Source organism: Pseudaestuariivita sp. (genome assembly GCF_052825805.1).
The window spans coordinates 80,567-97,032 of sequence record NZ_JBRBVB010000001.1 but is presented as its reverse complement, the minus strand read 5'-3'; the positions used below and the strand labels follow the sequence as shown (position 1 = coordinate 97,032).

The 16,466-nt window shown below is 65.7% G+C and carries 16 protein-coding genes; 7 read left to right on the top strand and 9 right to left on the bottom strand.

The genetic code is table 11. From position 1 onward, the window contains the following. Positions 1 to 23: 23 nt before the first annotated feature. The 5 genes from ACU0B3_RS00470 (at position 24) to uvrC (ending at position 4,860) form a co-directional block, all read left to right on the top strand. Positions 24 to 821, top strand: coding sequence for a S49 family peptidase (locus ACU0B3_RS00470; RefSeq protein WP_446258838.1), 798 nt, complete (start codon positions 24 to 26; stop codon positions 819 to 821). A gap of 4 nt (positions 822 to 825) precedes the next feature. Continuing rightward, on the top strand, positions 826 to 990 hold the full coding sequence (locus ACU0B3_RS00465) for a hypothetical protein (RefSeq protein ID WP_446258837.1): 165 nt from the start codon (positions 826 to 828) through the stop codon (positions 988 to 990). A 6-nt stretch (positions 991 to 996) separates the two neighbouring features. Beyond that, on the top strand, positions 997 to 1,932 hold the full coding sequence (locus ACU0B3_RS00460; protein ID WP_446258836.1) for a calcium/sodium antiporter: 936 nt from the start codon (positions 997 to 999) through the stop codon (positions 1,930 to 1,932). Between the two features lie 11 nt (positions 1,933 to 1,943). Next, positions 1,944 to 2,720: an SDR family oxidoreductase gene (locus ACU0B3_RS00455; RefSeq protein ID WP_446258835.1), complete on the top strand. Its 777-nt coding sequence runs from the start codon at positions 1,944 to 1,946 to the stop codon at positions 2,718 to 2,720. A gap of 277 nt (positions 2,721 to 2,997) precedes the next feature. Further along, complete coding sequence (uvrC, locus tag ACU0B3_RS00450; protein WP_446258834.1) at positions 2,998 to 4,860, top strand: excinuclease ABC subunit UvrC; 1,863 nt, start codon at positions 2,998 to 3,000, stop codon at positions 4,858 to 4,860. 23 nt (positions 4,861 to 4,883) lie between these two features. On the opposite strand, the gene ACU0B3_RS00445 is transcribed toward uvrC, so the two are convergent. The 8 genes from ACU0B3_RS00445 to ACU0B3_RS00410 all read right to left on the bottom strand — a co-directional run bounded on the left by ACU0B3_RS00445 (position 4,884) and on the right by ACU0B3_RS00410 (position 12,840). Further along, positions 4,884 to 5,891, bottom strand: a complete 1,008-nt coding sequence (locus tag ACU0B3_RS00445; protein ID WP_446258833.1) for a P1 family peptidase — start codon at positions 5,889 to 5,891, stop codon at positions 4,884 to 4,886. Between the two features lie 88 nt (positions 5,892 to 5,979). Beyond that, positions 5,980 to 6,708, bottom strand: a complete 729-nt coding sequence (locus ACU0B3_RS00440; RefSeq protein ID WP_446258832.1) for a glucose 1-dehydrogenase — start codon at positions 6,706 to 6,708, stop codon at positions 5,980 to 5,982. A gap of 14 nt (positions 6,709 to 6,722) precedes the next feature. Further along, on the bottom strand, positions 6,723 to 7,415 hold the full coding sequence (locus ACU0B3_RS00435; protein WP_446258831.1) for an SDR family NAD(P)-dependent oxidoreductase: 693 nt from the start codon (positions 7,413 to 7,415) through the stop codon (positions 6,723 to 6,725). A gap of 97 nt (positions 7,416 to 7,512) precedes the next feature. After that, positions 7,513 to 8,964: an aldehyde dehydrogenase family protein gene (locus ACU0B3_RS00430; protein WP_446258830.1), complete on the bottom strand. Its 1,452-nt coding sequence runs from the start codon at positions 8,962 to 8,964 to the stop codon at positions 7,513 to 7,515. Further along, positions 8,961 to 9,356, bottom strand: a complete 396-nt coding sequence (locus ACU0B3_RS00425; protein WP_446258829.1) for a GNAT family N-acetyltransferase — start codon at positions 9,354 to 9,356, stop codon at positions 8,961 to 8,963. The genes ACU0B3_RS00430 and ACU0B3_RS00425 overlap by 4 nt, the downstream gene beginning before the upstream one ends. A 150-nt stretch (positions 9,357 to 9,506) precedes the next feature. Next, positions 9,507 to 11,084, bottom strand: a complete 1,578-nt coding sequence (locus tag ACU0B3_RS00420; RefSeq protein ID WP_446258828.1) for an ABC transporter ATP-binding protein — start codon at positions 11,082 to 11,084, stop codon at positions 9,507 to 9,509. Further along, positions 11,081 to 11,896 (bottom strand): ABC transporter permease, encoded by an 816-nt coding sequence (locus tag ACU0B3_RS00415; protein ID WP_446258827.1) that lies wholly within the window; start codon positions 11,894 to 11,896, stop codon positions 11,081 to 11,083. Before ACU0B3_RS00415 ends, ACU0B3_RS00420 begins: the two co-directional genes overlap by 4 nt. After that, entirely contained in the window at positions 11,893 to 12,840 is a 948-nt protein-coding gene (locus ACU0B3_RS00410) for an ABC transporter permease (protein ID WP_446258826.1), read from the bottom strand. The genes ACU0B3_RS00415 and ACU0B3_RS00410 overlap by 4 nt, the downstream gene beginning before the upstream one ends. Before the next feature lie 453 nt (positions 12,841 to 13,293). Here ACU0B3_RS00410 and ACU0B3_RS00405 point away from each other — a divergent pair, with 453 nt between their 5' ends. Then, positions 13,294 to 13,503 carry a hypothetical protein gene (locus ACU0B3_RS00405; RefSeq protein ID WP_446258825.1) on the top strand — a complete coding sequence of 70 codons (210 nt, stop codon included), beginning with the start codon at positions 13,294 to 13,296 and terminating at the stop codon, positions 13,501 to 13,503. A 96-nt stretch (positions 13,504 to 13,599) separates the two neighbouring features. On the opposite strand, the gene ACU0B3_RS00400 is transcribed toward ACU0B3_RS00405, so the two are convergent. After that, positions 13,600 to 15,078 (bottom strand): ABC transporter substrate-binding protein, encoded by a 1,479-nt coding sequence (locus ACU0B3_RS00400; RefSeq protein ID WP_446258824.1) that lies wholly within the window; start codon positions 15,076 to 15,078, stop codon positions 13,600 to 13,602. A gap of 121 nt (positions 15,079 to 15,199) precedes the next feature. Here ACU0B3_RS00400 and ACU0B3_RS00395 point away from each other — a divergent pair, with 121 nt between their 5' ends. Next, the gene (locus ACU0B3_RS00395; protein WP_446258823.1) at positions 15,200 to 16,441 is read left to right on the top strand and encodes an Hsp70 family protein; all 1,242 of its coding nucleotides are present in this window, start codon (positions 15,200 to 15,202) and stop codon (positions 16,439 to 16,441) included. Positions 16,442 to 16,466 lie beyond the last annotated feature (25 nt).

The following is a 16,466-nucleotide window of genomic DNA, read 5'->3' as shown; positions in this document are numbered from 1 at the left end:
GGCGCCCCTCTACATGCCCCTCCATGAAACGTTTCATCCCGTTCATGAAGTCCGAGCCGTGCGTCGCCGTCGTGCGCCTGCAAGGTGTGATCGCATCCGGCTCACGAGGCGCGCTGAGCGACCGCGCCGTGGCCGCGAGCCTGTCCAAGGCGTTCAAGCGCGGCAAGCCAAAAGCCGTGGCGCTCGAGATCAACTCGCCGGGCGGCTCGCCCGTGCAATCGGCGCTGATCGCGTCGCGCATCCGGCGGATGGCGGACAAGCACGAGGTCCCCGTCTACGCCTTTGTGGAGGACGTCGCGGCCTCGGGCGGCTACTGGCTGGCCTGCGCAGCGGATGAGATCCACGCCGACCGCGCCTCTGTCGTGGGGTCCATCGGTGTGATCTCGGCCACTTTCGGTGTGCACGACTTCATCCAGCGCAACGGGATCGAACGGCGCGTCTACACCGCCGGGGAGAGCAAGTCGCAGCTCGACCCCTTCAAACCCGAGGACCCGTCGGACGTCGCCCGCCTGAACGCGCTTCTCGAAGAGATGCACGGTATCTTTATCGACCACGTGAAATCTTCGCGTGGCGCGCGGCTGGCCGACGATCCGCGGCTCTTTACAGGGGAGTTCTGGGCGGGCCAGACGGCCAAGGAACTGGGTCTGATCGACGGCATCGGCCACCTCGAGGACGTGATGCGCAGCAAATTCGGCGAAAAGGTCACCTTCCGCCGCTACGGCCAGCGCAAGGGGCTGCTCAGCCGCTTTGGCGCCTCGCTCGTCTCTGACGCTGTTGCCGGCATCGAAGAGCGCGCGGCCTACGCCCGGTTCGGGCTCTGATCCGATGGTCGTCAAGATCGTCACATTCTTCCTGATCGGGATGGCGGTGCTGGCCATGTTCGGCAAGCTCAAGGTCCCCGGTCACAAGCGCCTCGCCAGCGCCAAGTGCCGCAAGTGCGGACGGTTCAAGATCGGCAAGGGTCCGTGCCCCTGCTCCAAGAAAGGGTAGGGTTTCATGTTGCCGTGGTTGCTGTCGGGGCTTGGCCTCGTGCTGCTCGTGTTCGCGGGCGATGCGTTGGTCAAAGGTGCGGTGAACCTCAGCCTCAGGATCGGCATTCCCGCCCTGATCGTCAGCCTGACCATCGTGGCATTCGGCACCTCGGCGCCCGAGCTTTTGATCGCCATCAGCGCGGTGATCGAAGACGCGCCGGGCATCGCGATGGGCAACGTGGTCGGCTCGAACACGGCCAACGTGCTGCTCGTGCTGGGACTGCCGGCGATGATGGCGGTGATGCACACCAGCGGCACCGACACGCGCAAGTCGTTCCTACAGATGCTGGCGGCGACGGTGCTCTTTATCGCGCTCTGTTTCACGGGCGTCTTTGTCTGGTGGACGGGGCTGATCCTGCTGGCGGGTTTGGGGGTCTACCTCGTCTCGGCCGCGCGCGCCGCGATGCGCCACAAGGAGGCGGACGATGAAGAGCTCGAAGGCGCAGACCCGTCGCTGAGCGGCAAGAAGATCGCGCTGTACCTCGTGCTTGGCCTGATCGGATTGCCTTTGGGGGCGGAGCTTTTGGTGCGCAACGCCTCGATCATCGCGCTCGACTTCGGGGTCAGCGAGACGGCCATTGGCCTGACGCTTGTCGCGGTCGGCACGTCGCTGCCGGAGCTGGCAACGACCGTGATGGCGGCGCTGCGCCGGCAGGCGGATGTGGCGCTGGGCAACGTGATCGGCTCGAACATGTTCAACCTTTTGGCGATCATCGGGGTCGCCTCGCTCATCGGGCCGATCCCGGTCGATCCCGAGTTCCTGCGGTTCGACCTCTGGGTGATGCTCGGCGCCTCGCTGCTGCTGATCCCGTTTGTCTTCCTCAAGCAGGACATCACCCGCGTGTGGGGGGCTGCCTTGACCGTCATGTACCTGACCTATGTGTGGATGGTGCTGCACTGACGGAGGGAGCGATGCGCGCACTTGTGACCGGAGCGGGAAAGCGGCTGGGCCGCGCCATGGCGCTGCACCTTGGCGCGCGCGGGTATGACGTCGCGGTGCATTATGCGTCGTCGGCGGATGCCGCAAAAGAGGTCTGTGCCGAGCTGAGCGCCATGGAGCGGGTCGGCGTCCCTTTGCAGGCGGACCTCCTCGATGAGACGCAGACCGAGGCGCTTGTCCCTGCCGCGATGGAGGCGCTGGGCGGGCCGATCACGTGCCTCATCAACAACGCCTCGATCTTTGAATACGACACGCTGGCGAGCGCGACGCGGGAGAGTTGGGACCGGCATTTGGAGTCGAACCTGCGCGCGCCATTCGTGCTGACGCAGGCCATGGCGGCGCATTTGACCGAGGATGCAGTGGACGACATCGGCGAGCCAATCGCGACGGGGCTTGTCATCAACATGATCGATCAGCGCGTGCGCAAACTGACGCCGGAATTCATGACCTACACGATCGCCAAGATGGGGCTCTGGGCGTTCACCCAGACCGCGGCGCAGGCGCTGGCACCGCGCGTCCGCGTAAACGCCATCGGCCCCGGGCCCACCTTGCAGGGCGCACGGCAGACCGAAAGCCACTTTGCGCGGCAGCGCGCGGCGACGGTTTTGCAACGCGGTGCGAATCAGGAAGACATCACCGGCGCGCTGGATTATTTCCTGAACGCACCGGGTGTGACTGGCCAGCTTTTGTGCGTCGACGGCGGCCAGCACCTTGCGTGGCAAACCCCGGATGTGCTGGGTGTTGAGTGAGCACCACGGTGAGTTGTGCACCCGGGCCGCGCACTTCACAGACCTGTTACAAAAAGCCGTGTGTTTTCAGTAGTCTGTGGCAAGTCTGGAAAAATAAGATTTGAAATCAAGTGCTTGCAGTTATGCTCAAAAAGTAGGCAATCTGATCAAGCCAGCCGAAAACAACGAAATTTTCCGCCTGCCCATAAGTTATCGTCAGACTTGTCCACATGAATGGTGGATTTGTTAAGTCTTGATTAACCTGCGGTCGCGGAGCAGCCATCAAGGCGAATCGACTATGAGCGAGACCGAATCACCACTGACCGGCGCGGCGCTGATCCAGGACTACGTGCGCACCCTCGACGGCTCGCCCGGGGTCTACCGGATGCTCGATTCGCAGGCGCGCGTGCTCTACGTCGGGAAGGCCCGCAATCTCAAGGCGCGGGTGTCGAATTATGCGCGCGGCCATGGTCACAGCCCGCGCATCGGGCGGATGATCCGCGAGACCGCGCAGATGATGTTCCTGACGACGCGGACCGAGACCGAGGCGCTGCTGCTCGAGCAGAACCTGATCAAGCAGCTCAAGCCGCGCTACAACGTGCTGCTGCGTGACGACAAATCCTTTCCGAATGTGCTGGTGGCCAAAGACCACGCCTTCCCGCAGATCAAAAAGCACCGCGGCGCGAAGAAGGAGAAGGGCGCTTACTACGGTCCCTTTGCCAGCGCGGGTGCCGTGAACCGGTCACTCAACCAGCTGCAAAAGGTATTTTTGCTGCGCAATTGCTCGGATTCGCAGTTTGAGGCGCGCACCCGGCCGTGTCTCCTCTACCAGATCAAACGCTGCAGCGCGCCGTGTGTCGGCAAGATCAGTGAGAAGGATTACGCCGCCAGCGTGAAGGATGCCGAACGGTTCCTGCAGGGCAAGTCGACCGAAGTGCAGGCCATGCTCGCGACTCAGATGCAGGAGGCGTCCGAGGCGATGGAGTTCGAGCGCGCCGCCGCCCTACGGGACCGCATCCGCGCGATGACCTCGGTGCAGACGGCGCAGGGGATCAACCCCAAGGGCGTGTCCGAGGCGGACGTGATCGCGCTGCACCTCGACAAGGGGCAGGCGTGTGTTCAGGTCTTCTTTATCCGGGCGCACCAGAACTGGGGCAACCGCGATTTCTACCCGCGCGTGGGGGAGCACGTGAGCGAGGCCGAGACGCTCGAGGCGTTCATCGGGCAGTTCTATGACACCAAGGAGCCGCCAAAGCAGCTGCTCCTGTCGCATGGGATTGAGAACGTGGACCTGATGGCGGAGGCTTTGACGGGTAAACTGGGGCGCAAGGTCGAGATACTGGTGCCGCAGCGGGGTGAGAAGGCGGAGCTGGTGAGCTCCGCCATGCGCAACGCCCGTGAAAGCCTCGCGCGAAAGATGGCGGAGACAGCGACCCAGACCAAGCTCTTGCGCGGGCTCGCCGAGGCCTTTGACCTCGATGGTCCGCCGCAGCGGGTGGAGGTGTTCGACAACTCACACATCCAGGGCACCAACGCAGTGGGCGCGATGATCGTGGCGGGGCCGGACGGGTTCCTCAAATCGAGCTACCGCAAGTTCAACATCAAGGGGAAGGACCTCACGCCGGGTGATGACTTCGGCATGATGAAGGAGGTGCTGGAGCGGCGCTTCAAGAGGCTCCTCAAGGAGGACCCAGACCGGGAGAAGGGCGAGTGGCCGGACCTCTTGCTGATCGACGGTGGCGCGGGGCAGGTCTCTGCCGTGGGCGAAATCCTGGGTGATCTGGGCGTCGAGGACGTGCCGTTTGTGGGCGTGGCCAAGGGCCTCGACCGCGATGCGGGCAAGGAAGAGTTCTACCGCCCGGGCAGCCGTCCTTTTGCGCTCAAGCACAACGATCCGGTCCTCTATTTCGTGCAGCGTTTGCGGGACGAGGCGCACCGGTTTGCGATTGGCACCCACCGCGCGAAGCGGGCGAAGGCCGTGTCTAAGACGCCTTTGGACGAAATCCCCGGCGTCGGCGCCTCCCGCAAACGCGCGCTCCTGGCGCATTTCGGGTCGGCCAAGGCGGTGAGCCGCGCCAATCTCACGGACCTCAAGGCGGTGGACGGGGTATCAGGCGCTCTGGCGGAAACGATCTACAATTACTTCCACGAAGGCGCGTGAGGTAAGGTGGGCAGTTACCCACCCTACGAGTTCAGCGCCTGGTAGGTCGGCAGCAGGTCGTTCGGGGCTGGGGTAGCCTCGTAGACGCCGCGTGCTATCGCACGGGCGAGGCAGAGGCTCGCGACATGGCCGAGGAGGGCCGGGTCGGTTTGCTCTGCTGGACGCGCGCGTGTCGAAACGGCGAAGACGAGGTCGCCATCGTGGGGCGTGTGCGCCGGCACGATGGCGCGGGCCATCCCGTCATGCGCCGCGACTGCCATTCGTTGCGCGCCGGCCTTGGTGAGCGTGGCGTCTGTGGCGACGATGGCGATGGTCGTGTTGGCCTGTTCGGGGGTGCCAAGACCCATGGCCGCGACGCGTCGTGAGGGTTGGGGGAAGCCGTAGCCCGTTTCGTGTCCAAAGCCGTGACCGCCGAATTCTGAACCTTGCTCGAAGGGAGCCGCCCAGAAGTGGCGGTCGCCGGGCATCGTGACCGCGCCAAGTGCATTGACGGCGACAAGTGCGCCGACGGTTGTGCCACACGGGAGGACCATCGATGCGCTTCCGAGGCCGCCTTTGCACATGGCTGTGAGTGCTCCCGTGCCTGCGCCGGTGCTGCCGAGGGAGAAGTCTTCGGAGGCTGCTTCGAGAGCTGCGCGTCCGAGGGGGGCGTAGGGGGAGGTGTCCCGGTCCTTTTCCCCACCGTTGATGAGGTCAAAGAGGATGGCGGCCGGGACGATGGGCACGGTGACAGGGCCGACGGCGAACCCGCAGCCTTGTGCGCGCAGTCCGTCTACCACGCCTTGCGCCGCGTCGAGGCCAAAGGCAGACCCGCCGGAGAGCACAAGCGCGTCGATGTCCTCGACGGTTTTGTCCGGAGCGAGAAGGTCGGTTTCGCGCGTTCCCGGCGCTCCGCCCATGACGTGCACGGAAGCGAGGAAAGGCGCGTCGGCGGTGAGCACGGTTGTGCCCGTCTTGATCCGTGCGTCTTCGGCATTGCCGACCTTGAGGCCGGGTACGTCGGTGATGAGGTTGCGGGGGCCGGGTGTCATGTCGGGCGAGGGGCGCGTGTGGCAGGCCGGCCCTCCGGGGGGAGTTTATCCGGGAAGATGAAGCTGGAGCGCGTGCGCATTGCCGGGTTCATATGCAGCGTCCGCCGTCGACTTCCATGCAGACGCCGGTGATCATCGACGCCTCGTCCGAGCAGAGGAAGGCCGCGGCGTTGCCCATGTCTTCGGGCGTCGAGAAGCGTCCCAGGGGGATGGTGGAGAGGAACCTGGCGCGGGTCTCGGGTGTGTCCTCGCCCATGAAGCTTTTGAGGAGGGGGGTTTCGCCGGCGACCGGGTTGAGCGCGTTGACGCGGATGCCGTCTGGGGCGAGCTCGACCGCCATGGTGCGGGTGGCGGTGATCATCCAGCCTTTGGAGGCGTTGTACCAGTTGAGGCGGGGCCGCGGCGAGACGCCGGCGGTGGAGGCGACGTTGAGGATCGCCGCGCCGCGGGTCATGTGCGGGACGGCGTGGGTGGCGGTGAGGTAGACCGATTTGCAATTGACGGCCATGACGCGGTCGAAGTCGTCCTCGGAGACTTCGGTCAGGGGCGCGGGCATGTGCGTGACGCCGGCGTTGTTGACGAGGATGTCGATCCGTCCCCATTCGGTCATGGCGGCGTCGATCATCGCCTTGACGCTGTCCGATTGGCTGACGTCGATCTGCTGCGGGATCCCGCCGATTTCGGAGGCGATGGCGGCGCCGTCGTTGATGTCGGCCACCATCACGGTTGCGCCCTCGGCGGCGAGTTTGCGGGCAATGCCCGCGCCAAAGCCGGAGGCGGCGCCGGTGACGATGGCGGTCCTGTTGGCGAGGCGCATGGTCTCCCTTCCGATCAGTAGGTTGCCCGGCCGCCCGACTGGTCAAAGCAGCAGCCGGTGGTGAAGGACGCCTCGTCTGAGGCCAGCCAGCAGACCATTGCGGTGATCTCGTCGATTGTGCCGAAGCGGTTCATCGGGATCTTGGACTTCATGTAGGCGATGTGCTCCTCGCTCATCTGGTCGAATATCGCCGTGGCGACGGCGGCGGGTGCGACGGCGTTCACGGTGACGCCGGTGGTGGCGAGCTCCTTGCCGAGGGACTTGGTCAGGCCGATCACGGCGGCCTTGGAGGAGGAATAGGCGGAGGCGTTTGGGTTGCCCTCCTTGCCGGCGACGGAGGCCATGTTGACGATGCGTCCGTGTCCCTTGGCGGCCATAAGCGGGGCGGCGGCGCGGTTGCAATAGAAGAGCCCGTGCACGTTGAGGGCGTAGACCTTGAGCCAGTCCTCGACCGGGTAGTCCCAGGTGGTGACGTTCGGTCCGGTGATCCCGGCGGAGCAGACGAGGATGTCGGGCGCGTCCTCTTCCATGGCGGCGCTGACGGCGTCCGCGTCGGTCACGTCGATCTGGCGGCCGCCCCCTTGCAGGTCCCAGACGATGACCTTGGCGCCTTCGGCGGTGAGCCGGGAGGCGATGCCGGCGCCGATGCCGGAGGCGCCTCCGGTGATGACGGCGGTCTTGCCGGCGAAGCGGTCGGGGAAGGTCATGGCGCGGCTCCTTGCTCGGGTCGTGGCATCTTGATCAGCGTGGCGGGTGCTGTCGAGAGAGGCGTGGGTAGAAACAGACCCTTGGATCTGTGTTCTTCTATCCGTGCAGGGCCGCCACTGTCTTTAGGGAGGAGAAGCCGTAGAGCGCCTCGAAGCCTTTTTCGCGTCCGTGGCCAGATTTGCCGACGCCTCCGAAAGGCAGCTCTACCCCGCCGCCTGCGCCGTAGTTGTTGATAAAGACCTGGCCTGCCTCGAGCGCCTTGGCGAGGCGCATCTGGCGTGCGCCGTCGCGCGTCCAGACGGAGGCGACGAGGCCGTAGTCGGTGCCTTTGGCGATCCTCACGGCCTCCTCTTCGGTGTCGAAGGGGAGGAGCACTTGCACGGGGCCGAAGATCTCGGCCTGGGCGAGCTCGTGGCTCGGGTCGGTGCCGGTGTAGAGGCGCGGTGCGATGTAGTGGCCGGTGGCGGGCGCGCCGTCTACGATCTGGCCATTGGCTATGCAGGTGAGGCCGGTGTCCTGTTCGAGCATGGCCGAGACGCGCTTTTTCTGAGTGGCGGAGATGAGCGGGCCGAGGCGGTGATCCTCCATCGCCGGGCCGACGGTGAGCGCTTGGTAAGCGTCGGCCATGCGGGCGGTGACCTCGTCGAACAGGGCGCGCGCGACGAGGATGCGGGAGGAGGCCGAGCAGGTCTGTCCAGCGTTCTGGATACCCGCGTTCACGAGGAAAGGCAGGGCGGCGTCGAGGTCGGCGTCCTCGAAGACCAGCTGAGGGGACTTGCCGCCAAGCTCGAGCGTGACCGGGACGACGTTGGCACCGGCGGCTTGTTGCACTGCGGCGCCTGTGGCGACCGATCCGGTGAAGCTGACGTGCTGGATGCCGGGGTGGCCTGCGAGGGCGGCGCCCGCTTCGGCGCCGAGGCCGGGGACCACGTTGAGCACGCCGTCCGGCAGGCCGGCTTCGGCGGCGAGGTGGGCAAAGGCGAGCGCTGTCAGGCAAGCGTCTTCGGCGGGTTTGAGCACGCAGGCATTGCCCATGGTGAGCGCCGCGCCGACGGAGCGTCCGATGATCTGCATCGGGTAGTTCCAGGGCACGATGTGGCCGGTCACGCCGTGTGGCTCGCGGAGGGTGTAGACGGTGTAGCCACCCAGGTACGGGATCGTCTCGCCGTGGATCTTGTCCGCCGCGCCGCCGTAGAACTCGCAGTAGCGTGCGAGGGCGACAGCATCGGCGCGCGCCTGGCTGAGGGGTTTGCCGACGTCCTGCGCCTCGATCCTTGCGAGCGTGTCGACTTTCTCCAGCACCAGCTGGCCGAGCCGCGTCAGGATGCGTCCGCGCTCGAACGCGGGCATGGCGGCCCAGGCGGGCTGCGCCTCGTGCGCGGCGGTCACGGCGGCGTCGATGTCGTCTGAGGTGCCGCGGGCGATCACGCCGATGGTGCTGCCGTCGGACGGGTTTTCGAGCGGGAGGGTCTTTTCCGTGGGGCGCCATGTACCACCGATCAGGCACAGGGACGGGTCGAACCAGAGGTCGGTGAGAGTGTCTGTCACGGCGACGACTCCTTCATCGTAAATGTGAATTGCGCGGCCTGATGTGCGAGCGGGGAGGGGCGCTCGGTCAGGTTTGTGAGACCCGGGCAGCTGGCGAGCGTGCGCCGCCAGAACGCGAGCGGTCTTGGGAGGGCGCCGAGGGACCAGGGGCCTGCGTATTTGGCGAGGACGGCGTGGGCGGCGTCGCGCCCGATGCCTTGGCCTCGGAAGGGCGCTTCGATGCAAAATTCGGAGAAGTCCATGTGGCCGGGGTTGTCTCGCCTGACGAGGGCGAAGCCAACCGTTTTTCCGGCGCTTTTGACCTGCCACGCCCACCGGCCCGGTTCCTCTATACAGCACTGGGCCCAGTCCAAAGCGTCAGCGTGCGTGGTGGTGACCGCGATCTCGGTCATGTACGTGTGGAACGCGTCGCCAAGCGATGGCGCGTCTGTCCAGGGTACAAGCGCTATCATTCGCGGCCCCCGCCCCGGGCTTGGCCCGGGACCTTTGTACCGTTTGTTACGAGGCCCCGGATCAGGTCCGGGGCGGATGTTTTCTGAGAGCTACCCATTGAGCGCCTCCATCTCTGGCAGTACCGGCGCGGCGGCGAGCAGGGTCTGCGTGTAGGGATGCGCGGGGGTTTCGAGGACCTGCGCGGTGGGGCCGTCTTCGACGATGGCGCCGTCCTTCATCACCATCACGCGGTCGGTGATCCCGCGCACCACGCTGAGGTCGTGCGAGATGAAGAGGTAGGCCATGCCACGCTCCCGCGTGAGCCGTGCGATCAGGTCGAGGATCTGAGCGCGGACTTGCACGTCGAGGGCAGAGACGGCTTCGTCGAAGACGATGAGCTCGGGCGCGTTGATGAGCGCGCGGGCGATGGCGATGCGCTGGCGCTGGCCGCCGGAGAACTCGTGGATGTACTTGTCCGCGTCGCTGGGGGAGAGGCCGACGGCCTCGAGCGCCTGGTCAATGGCTGCGTTTCGCGCTGCGCCTTGGGGCGGGTCAGGGAGAAGGTGGAAGGGTTCGGTGACCAGCCGGGCCACGCGGTGGCGCGGGTTGAAGGAGCCGTACGGGTCCTGAAACACCACCTGCACCTTGGCGCGGTGCACGGCGGGCATATCCGGGCCGACGGGCTGACCAAAGGCGGCGATGCTGCCGCTTTGCAGCCGTTCGAGGCCAAGAAGGGCGCGGGTGAGCGTGGACTTCCCGCAGCCGGATTCGCCGACGAGGCCGACGCGCTCTCCGGCGCCGATGGTGAAGGAGACGTCCTTGACCGCGATGTGATGCTTGCGGGGCCGGAAGAGTTCACGGGGCAGCGGATAGGCTCGGGTGACGGCATTGGCTTCGAGCACCGGCGGGCCGGGGTCCGCGGGCGGCAGGCTCGCGCGGTGCGAGGAGGCAGTAAAGAGCGCGCGCGTGTAGGGGTGCTGCATCTCGGCGAGCAGGGTCTGCGTGGGCGCGGTCTCCACGATCTGGCCGTGCTGCATGACGGCGATCCGGTCGGCCATGTCCGACACGACGGCAAGGTCATGGGTGATCATCATCAGCGCCATCCCGTCCTCGCGGACAAGTTGGGTGAGCAGGTCCAGTATTTGCGCCTGCGTCGTTACGTCGAGCGCCGTGGTCGGCTCGTCCGCGATCAGCAGCTTGGGGCGCAGGGCGATGGCCATGGCGATCCCGACGCGTTGTCTTTGACCGCCCGACAGCTCGTGCGGGAAGCGCGTGAGCGGCAAGGTGAGACCAACCCGGGCGAGAACCTCTTCGGCCCGCTGGCGGGCCGCCTCGGGGGTGGCCTTGCCGTGCACCAGAAGCGTCTCGGCGACTTGATCCCCGATGGACATCACCGGGTTGAGTGCAGTCATTGGCTCCTGGAAGATCATCCCGATCTCGTTGCCGCGCAGCTGGCACATCTGCGCCTCGCTTTGTGCGGTGATCTCGGTCTCGCTGAGGTGGATGGTGCCTGAAACCTCCGCCCCATGTGGCAAAAGCTGCATCACGGCAAGCGCGGTCATGGACTTGCCTGAGCCGCTTTCACCGGTGATCGCGCAGATCTCGCCCAGAGCGATCTCAAGCGCGACGTCGCGCAGGATGGGCGTGTCATGGATCGCCACGGAGAGGTTGCGCAATTGCAGCGTCATCGCGCACGCCTCAGCCGGGGATCAAGCGCATCGCGCAGACCATCGCCCAGAAGGTTCAGCCCCAGCACCGTCAGGATGATCGCAAATCCGGGCACGAGCGCGAGATGGGGCGCGAAGCTGACCATCGTCTGGGCGTCCGCCAGCATTCGTCCCCAGGAGGGCGTCGGTGGCTGCGCGCCAAGGCCGACGTAGCTGAGGCCCGCTTCGGCGAGGATACCGAGCGAAAACTGGATGGTGCCTTGCACGATCAGAAGGTTCAGGATGTTCGGCAGGATGTGCTCGGCGCTGATGCGCGCGGTGCTCTTTCCGGCGACGCGGGCGGCGAGGATGAACTCGCGTGCCCACAGGCTCAGCGCCGCGCCACGCGCCACACGGGCAAAGACGGGGATGTTGAAGATGCCGATGGCGATGATCGCGTTTACCGCGCCCGGGCCAAAGACCGCCGTGATGAGGATCGCGATGACCAGCGAGGGGAAGGCAAAAATCAGGTCGTTCCCGCGCATGATGATCTCGTCGAGCCAGCCTCCCCGCGCCGCTGCTGCAGCCAGCCCTAAAGGCACGCCAAGTGCCATACCGATCCCCACAGCCACAAGCGCCACGGCAATCGACGTGCGCGCACCGACCATGATCATCGACAGGATGTCCCGGCCAAAGTGATCGGTGCCAAGAAGGTGCGCTTCGGTCCCGACAGGTTTCAGTCGCTGCGCAATCGCCATCGCCGTGTGATCGTGCGGGGTCCAGACAAAGCTCAGCAAAGCCGCGCCGACAAAGAGCGCCGTGAGCGCCGCACCAAGCCAAAGCGTGCGGCTCATGTGCGCGCCCTCAGGCGGGGATCGACGGCGGCATAGGCCAGATCGACGAGGAAATTCACCACGATCACCGCAAAGACGAGCAACATCACGACGCTTTCGACCACGATCAGATCGCGCTGGGAGATCGCCTGGAAGACGAGCCGTCCCAGCCCCGGCAGAAAGAAGACCTGCTCGATGATAATCGCGCCTGCCAATAGGAACGAGAATTGCAGCCCGATGATCGTAAGCACCGGGATCAGCGCGTTCCTCAGCCCGTGCCGGATGAGGGCTTGGCGGCGGCTCAACCCCTTGGCCCGGGCGGTCCGCATGAAGTCCTCACCCAGCCGGTCGAGCAGCGACGAACGCATCACGCGGGCAAGGATCGCGGCTTGCGGCAGGGCCAAGGCGATGGCGGGCAGCGTCAGCGCCTTGATCCCGGCGCCAAGCCCCGCCTCCCACCCCGGGAACCCGCCCGCGCTGAACCAGCGCAGGTTGATGGCAAAGATGAGCACGAGGATCATCGCGAACCAGAAGTTCGGGATCGCAACGCCGAGCTGGGTGGCGCCCATGACCGCGACGTCTCCCGCCTTCCCCCGGCGCGCGGCGGCATAGATGCCCACAGGGAACGCGATCGCCGTCGATAGGACGAGCGCATAAAGCGCCAGCGGCAGCGACACCCAGAGCCGGTCCGCAATCATCTCCGCCACGGGCGAACGGTAGGTGTAAGAGGTGCCGAAATCGCCCTGCACCAGCCCGCTCACCCAGGTCCAGTAGCGGGCGAGCTTGCCCTGATCGAGGCCGAGCTCTGCTCGGAGCGCGGCCAAAGTCTCGGGCTGCGCGTTGATCCCCAGCATGAAGGAGGCCGGATCGCCCGGCGCCACTTCGATCACGAGGAAGATGACGACCGACGCGACCGCAAGGCTGATCAGCAAAGACAGCAATCGTTTGAGCGCGTAGCGGGCCATGCCGCGAGCGTAAGGCGCGGCGCGGGTCAGTGCCAGCGGGAAAGGTTTTGTTGCCGGTTTGTGGGGAGGCTTTAGGGACTCTCATGGATTGAGGGTGAAAGGTCCGGCAACGGACGACCTGAATAGCTGAATGAAGCACGGCGTCTCAAAGATGAAGAACAGAAGTTCACGCGTCGTCCCGCGGGGTGGCGCAATCGCGCCGCCCGTTTTGCCGAAGGCAAACTTACGGTTTGACGGGGGCGGGTCATGCTGGAAGCATGCCATATGCATGACGCGGCCTGACAGTGCCTGTCAGGCGGGTGCTTTGATTTAGGCGCTTGGTCTACGCCCCACCCCACTAAAGGGGAATTCTCGCGCATTTTTTCCCCTCCACTCCCGCCCGCGAAACGGGAACAGTGTCCTCGTGTGGTGACGAGTTTCCGGGGTCTGTTCATGGTAAAGGTGTTTGGGTGTTTGACCGCAACCGTCGGGCTTTGCGCGTATGTGCTGACCGGCGGTCTGGGGTTCTTGCCCGAGGTTGCGTTGCACTACTTATTCGCACTGAGTGCTGTTTTGGCGCTGGTGTGTACGCTCGTTCTGGTGCTGCACTTCGGGATCAAGACCCTGCGCTGGGCGCTCTTTCTGGACGACCCGCGCCGCGTGGCGGAGGCGGGACCCGTCTGAGGCCGATACCGGATCCCTGCATAGAGAAGGCGCCGCCCGGGAGAGCGGCGCCTTTTTTGTGTCCGGTTACTTTTTGTGTCCAGTTAGAGGTGCGGCTTAGTCCGCCCAGCTCACACCGGTCAGGTCCACCGCCTGCGTCGGCGCGTTCGCCCACATGCCCTGCACCTTGGCATTGGCCACACCCAGCGAGGCCAGCTGGAAGAGGTAGCCGTTGACCGCATCACCCGCGATCTTTGTCTGCAAGTCGCCCAGCATCGCGGTCCGCGCGTCGGGGTCGGTCTCGGCATTCAGAGCTGCGTACATCGCCTGGAAGTCTGCGTCGTCGTACTGAAAGTAATACTCCGGCCGTGCGTAGATCCCGATGTCGAAAGGCTCCGTGTGGCTGACGATGGTCAGGCCAAAGTTCTTGCCGCGAAACACCGTCTCCAGCCACTGCGCCCACTCGACGTTGATGATCTCCGCCTCGATCCCAACCTCGGCGAGCTGCGCCGCGATGATCTCCCCGCCCCGACGGGCGTAGGAAGGCGGCGGCAGGTGCAGCGTCGTCTCGAACCCGTCGCCCATGCCGGCCTCCGCGAGCAAAGCGCGCGCCCGGTCCGGGTCATAGGCCGACCCGGCGGTCAGATCGACGTAGGCCGGGTTGTGCGGCGCAAAGTGCGTGCCGATCGGCGTGCCGTAGCCGAACATCGCCCCGTCGATGATCGCCTGCCGGTCGATCGCATGCGCCAGCGCGCGCCGCACCAGCACGTTGTCGAACGGAGGCTGCTTGTTGTTGGTGCTGAGGATCGTCTCCCCCTCGGTCGAGCCGATCAGCACCTGGAACTGCGGATCCGCATCGAACTGCGGCAAGTTCTCGGGCGCGGGAAAGCCTGAGAAGGCGTCGATGTCCTCGGCCATCATCGCGGCAAAGGCGGCTGTCGGGTCCGAGATGAACTTGAACGTCGCCGATTGCAGCGCCGGCTTGTCGCCCCAGTACCCGTCATAGGCGTTCAGCTCGACCCGGTCGCCTTGCACCCAGTTGGCAAACTGGAAGGGCCCGGTCCCGACGGGCTGCTGCTTGATCCCCTCGATGCTCTCGGGCGCCACGATCACCGCGTCCCCCCAGGCAAGGTTGAAGAGGAAATTGCCGTTCGGCTCAGACAATGTCACCGTCACGCTGGTCGGGCCATTCACCGTCACATCCGCGATCCCGGCAAAGAGCGCCTTCTGCGCGTTGGTCGAGTCTTCCGCCCGCGCCCGGTCGAGGGAGAACTTCACGTCCTCGGCATCCATCGTCGTCCCGTCGTGGAAGGTGACCCCTTCGCGCAGCGCAAAGGTGTAGCTCAACCCATCCTCGCTGATCTCCCAGCTTGCGGCGAGCCCCGGAACGACGCTCCCGTCCTCCATGAAGCGCGTCAGCCCTTCGAAGACGTTCGAATAAAGCACCTGGTCGATCGCCCCCGCCGCGGCAGAGGTCGGGTCCATGTGCGGCGGCTCCAGCTGAAGGCCCACGGTGATGTCGTCCTTGGCCCACGCCGCGCCCGCCAAAAGGGCAGTTGCGGAGGTGGCCAGAACCCAGGAACGCAATTGGCGCATGAGGTGTCTCCCTTGTTGGCTGGCCGCAGGATACCGGCTGACGCGGCGCATGACCAGCAGCCCTTGCCCTTGGACCCGGGCGACGTTACGGCTCGCCTCCCACCATTTTCGGAGAGACCCCATGCCCGGCAGCGTCCTCGGCGTCGATTTCGGCACGTCCAACACCGCCGTTGGCCTGATGCGGGACGGGATGCCCACGCTCCTCCCCGTCGAAGGGGCGGAGACGACCCTGCCCACAGCGGTCTTCTTCGACTTCGACGCCCGCGCCGTGCGCTACGGACGCGCCGCCAACCAAGAGCTCTTCGACGGCAGCTACGGCCGCTACATGCGCGCGCTCAAGTCGATCCTCGGCACATCTTTGATGCATGAAAAGCGCGGTCTGATGGGTCAGCGGCTGACCTTCGTCGACATCATCGGACACTTCCTGCGCCACCTCAAGACGCAGGCCGAGGCGCAGACGGGTCAAACCTTTGACCGCGCTGTGTCTGGACGCCCCGTCCACTTCCACTCCGGCGATCCCACCCGCGACGCGAAGGCCCAAGAGGACCTCCGTGCCTGCTACGCCGCTGCTGGCTTCAAAGACGTCCGCTTCGTGCCCGAACCCGTCGCCGCCGCCCGCGCCAACGCCGCAGTCCTAGGCTCGGATGCCCTCGGCCTCATCGTCGACATCGGCGGCGGCACGTCCGACTTCACGCTCTTCACCGGTGACGGGAGCAACGTCGACATCCTCTCCACCGGGGGCATCCGCCTCGGAGGCACCGATTTCGACCGGCTCGTCTCCCTCGACCACGTCATGCCTCAGCTCGGCAAAGGCACCGATGTCCGTCACAGCTTTGGCGATGCCACGCACCTAGCGCCCAACGCGGTCTTTGCCGACCTCGCCACGTGGGCCAAGATTCCGTTTCTCTACACCAAGGACACGCTCCGCCAAGCCCAAGACCTCGCCCGCCACGCCGTGGAGCCCGCCAAACTCACCCGCCTCGCGCAAGCCATCGAAGAGGAACTCGGCCACGACCTCGCCTTCGCCGTCGAAGCCGCCAAGATCGCCGCCAACACCAAAGACAGCCAGGTCGACATGGGCATGTTCGAAAAGGGCCTGACTGTCCCCCTCACCACCGCCGCCCTCGCCGCCAGTCTCGCCGACCAAGGCACCCGCCTCACCGAAGAGGCCTACGCCACGATCACCCGCGCCGGTCACACTACAGACAACGTCACCCATCTCATCTTCGTCGGCGGCTCCAGCCTCATGTCCGTCGTCGAGACCGCAATGACAGCCCTCTGCCCAAACGCTCATCTCCACCGCGGCGCGGCCCTGACCGCCATCGGCGACGGCCTCGCCCTCGCAACAGCCGACCCCTTCTAAGCGACCGCAAGCTTCTTCTGGCGAG

Excerpts from the sequence above, each read along its gene's own strand:
- ACU0B3_RS00470 (WP_446258838.1), top strand. The coding sequence starts at position 24 with ATGAAACGTTTCATCCCGTTCATGAAGTCCGAGCCGTGCGTCGCCGTC.
- ACU0B3_RS00465 (WP_446258837.1), top strand. The coding sequence starts at position 826 with ATGGTCGTCAAGATCGTCACATTCTTCCTGATCGGGATGGCGGTGCTG.
- ACU0B3_RS00460 (WP_446258836.1), top strand. The coding sequence starts at position 997 with ATGTTGCCGTGGTTGCTGTCGGGGCTTGGCCTCGTGCTGCTCGTGTTC.
- ACU0B3_RS00455 (WP_446258835.1), top strand. The coding sequence starts at position 1,944 with ATGCGCGCACTTGTGACCGGAGCGGGAAAGCGGCTGGGCCGCGCCATG.
- uvrC (WP_446258834.1), top strand. The coding sequence starts at position 2,998 with ATGAGCGAGACCGAATCACCACTGACCGGCGCGGCGCTGATCCAGGAC.
- ACU0B3_RS00445 (WP_446258833.1), bottom strand. The coding sequence starts at position 5,891 with ATGACACCCGGCCCCCGCAACCTCATCACCGACGTACCCGGCCTCAAG.
- ACU0B3_RS00440 (WP_446258832.1), bottom strand. The coding sequence starts at position 6,708 with ATGCGCCTCGCCAACAGGACCGCCATCGTCACCGGCGCCGCCTCCGGC.
- ACU0B3_RS00435 (WP_446258831.1), bottom strand. The coding sequence starts at position 7,415 with ATGACCTTCCCCGACCGCTTCGCCGGCAAGACCGCCGTCATCACCGGA.
- ACU0B3_RS00425 (WP_446258829.1), bottom strand. The coding sequence starts at position 9,356 with ATGACCGAGATCGCGGTCACCACCACGCACGCTGACGCTTTGGACTGG.
- ACU0B3_RS00420 (WP_446258828.1), bottom strand. The coding sequence starts at position 11,084 with ATGACGCTGCAATTGCGCAACCTCTCCGTGGCGATCCATGACACGCCC.
- ACU0B3_RS00415 (WP_446258827.1), bottom strand. The coding sequence starts at position 11,896 with ATGAGCCGCACGCTTTGGCTTGGTGCGGCGCTCACGGCGCTCTTTGTC.
- ACU0B3_RS00410 (WP_446258826.1), bottom strand. The coding sequence starts at position 12,840 with ATGGCCCGCTACGCGCTCAAACGATTGCTGTCTTTGCTGATCAGCCTT.
- ACU0B3_RS00400 (WP_446258824.1), bottom strand. The coding sequence starts at position 15,078 with ATGCGCCAATTGCGTTCCTGGGTTCTGGCCACCTCCGCAACTGCCCTT.
- ACU0B3_RS00395 (WP_446258823.1), top strand. The coding sequence starts at position 15,200 with ATGCCCGGCAGCGTCCTCGGCGTCGATTTCGGCACGTCCAACACCGCC.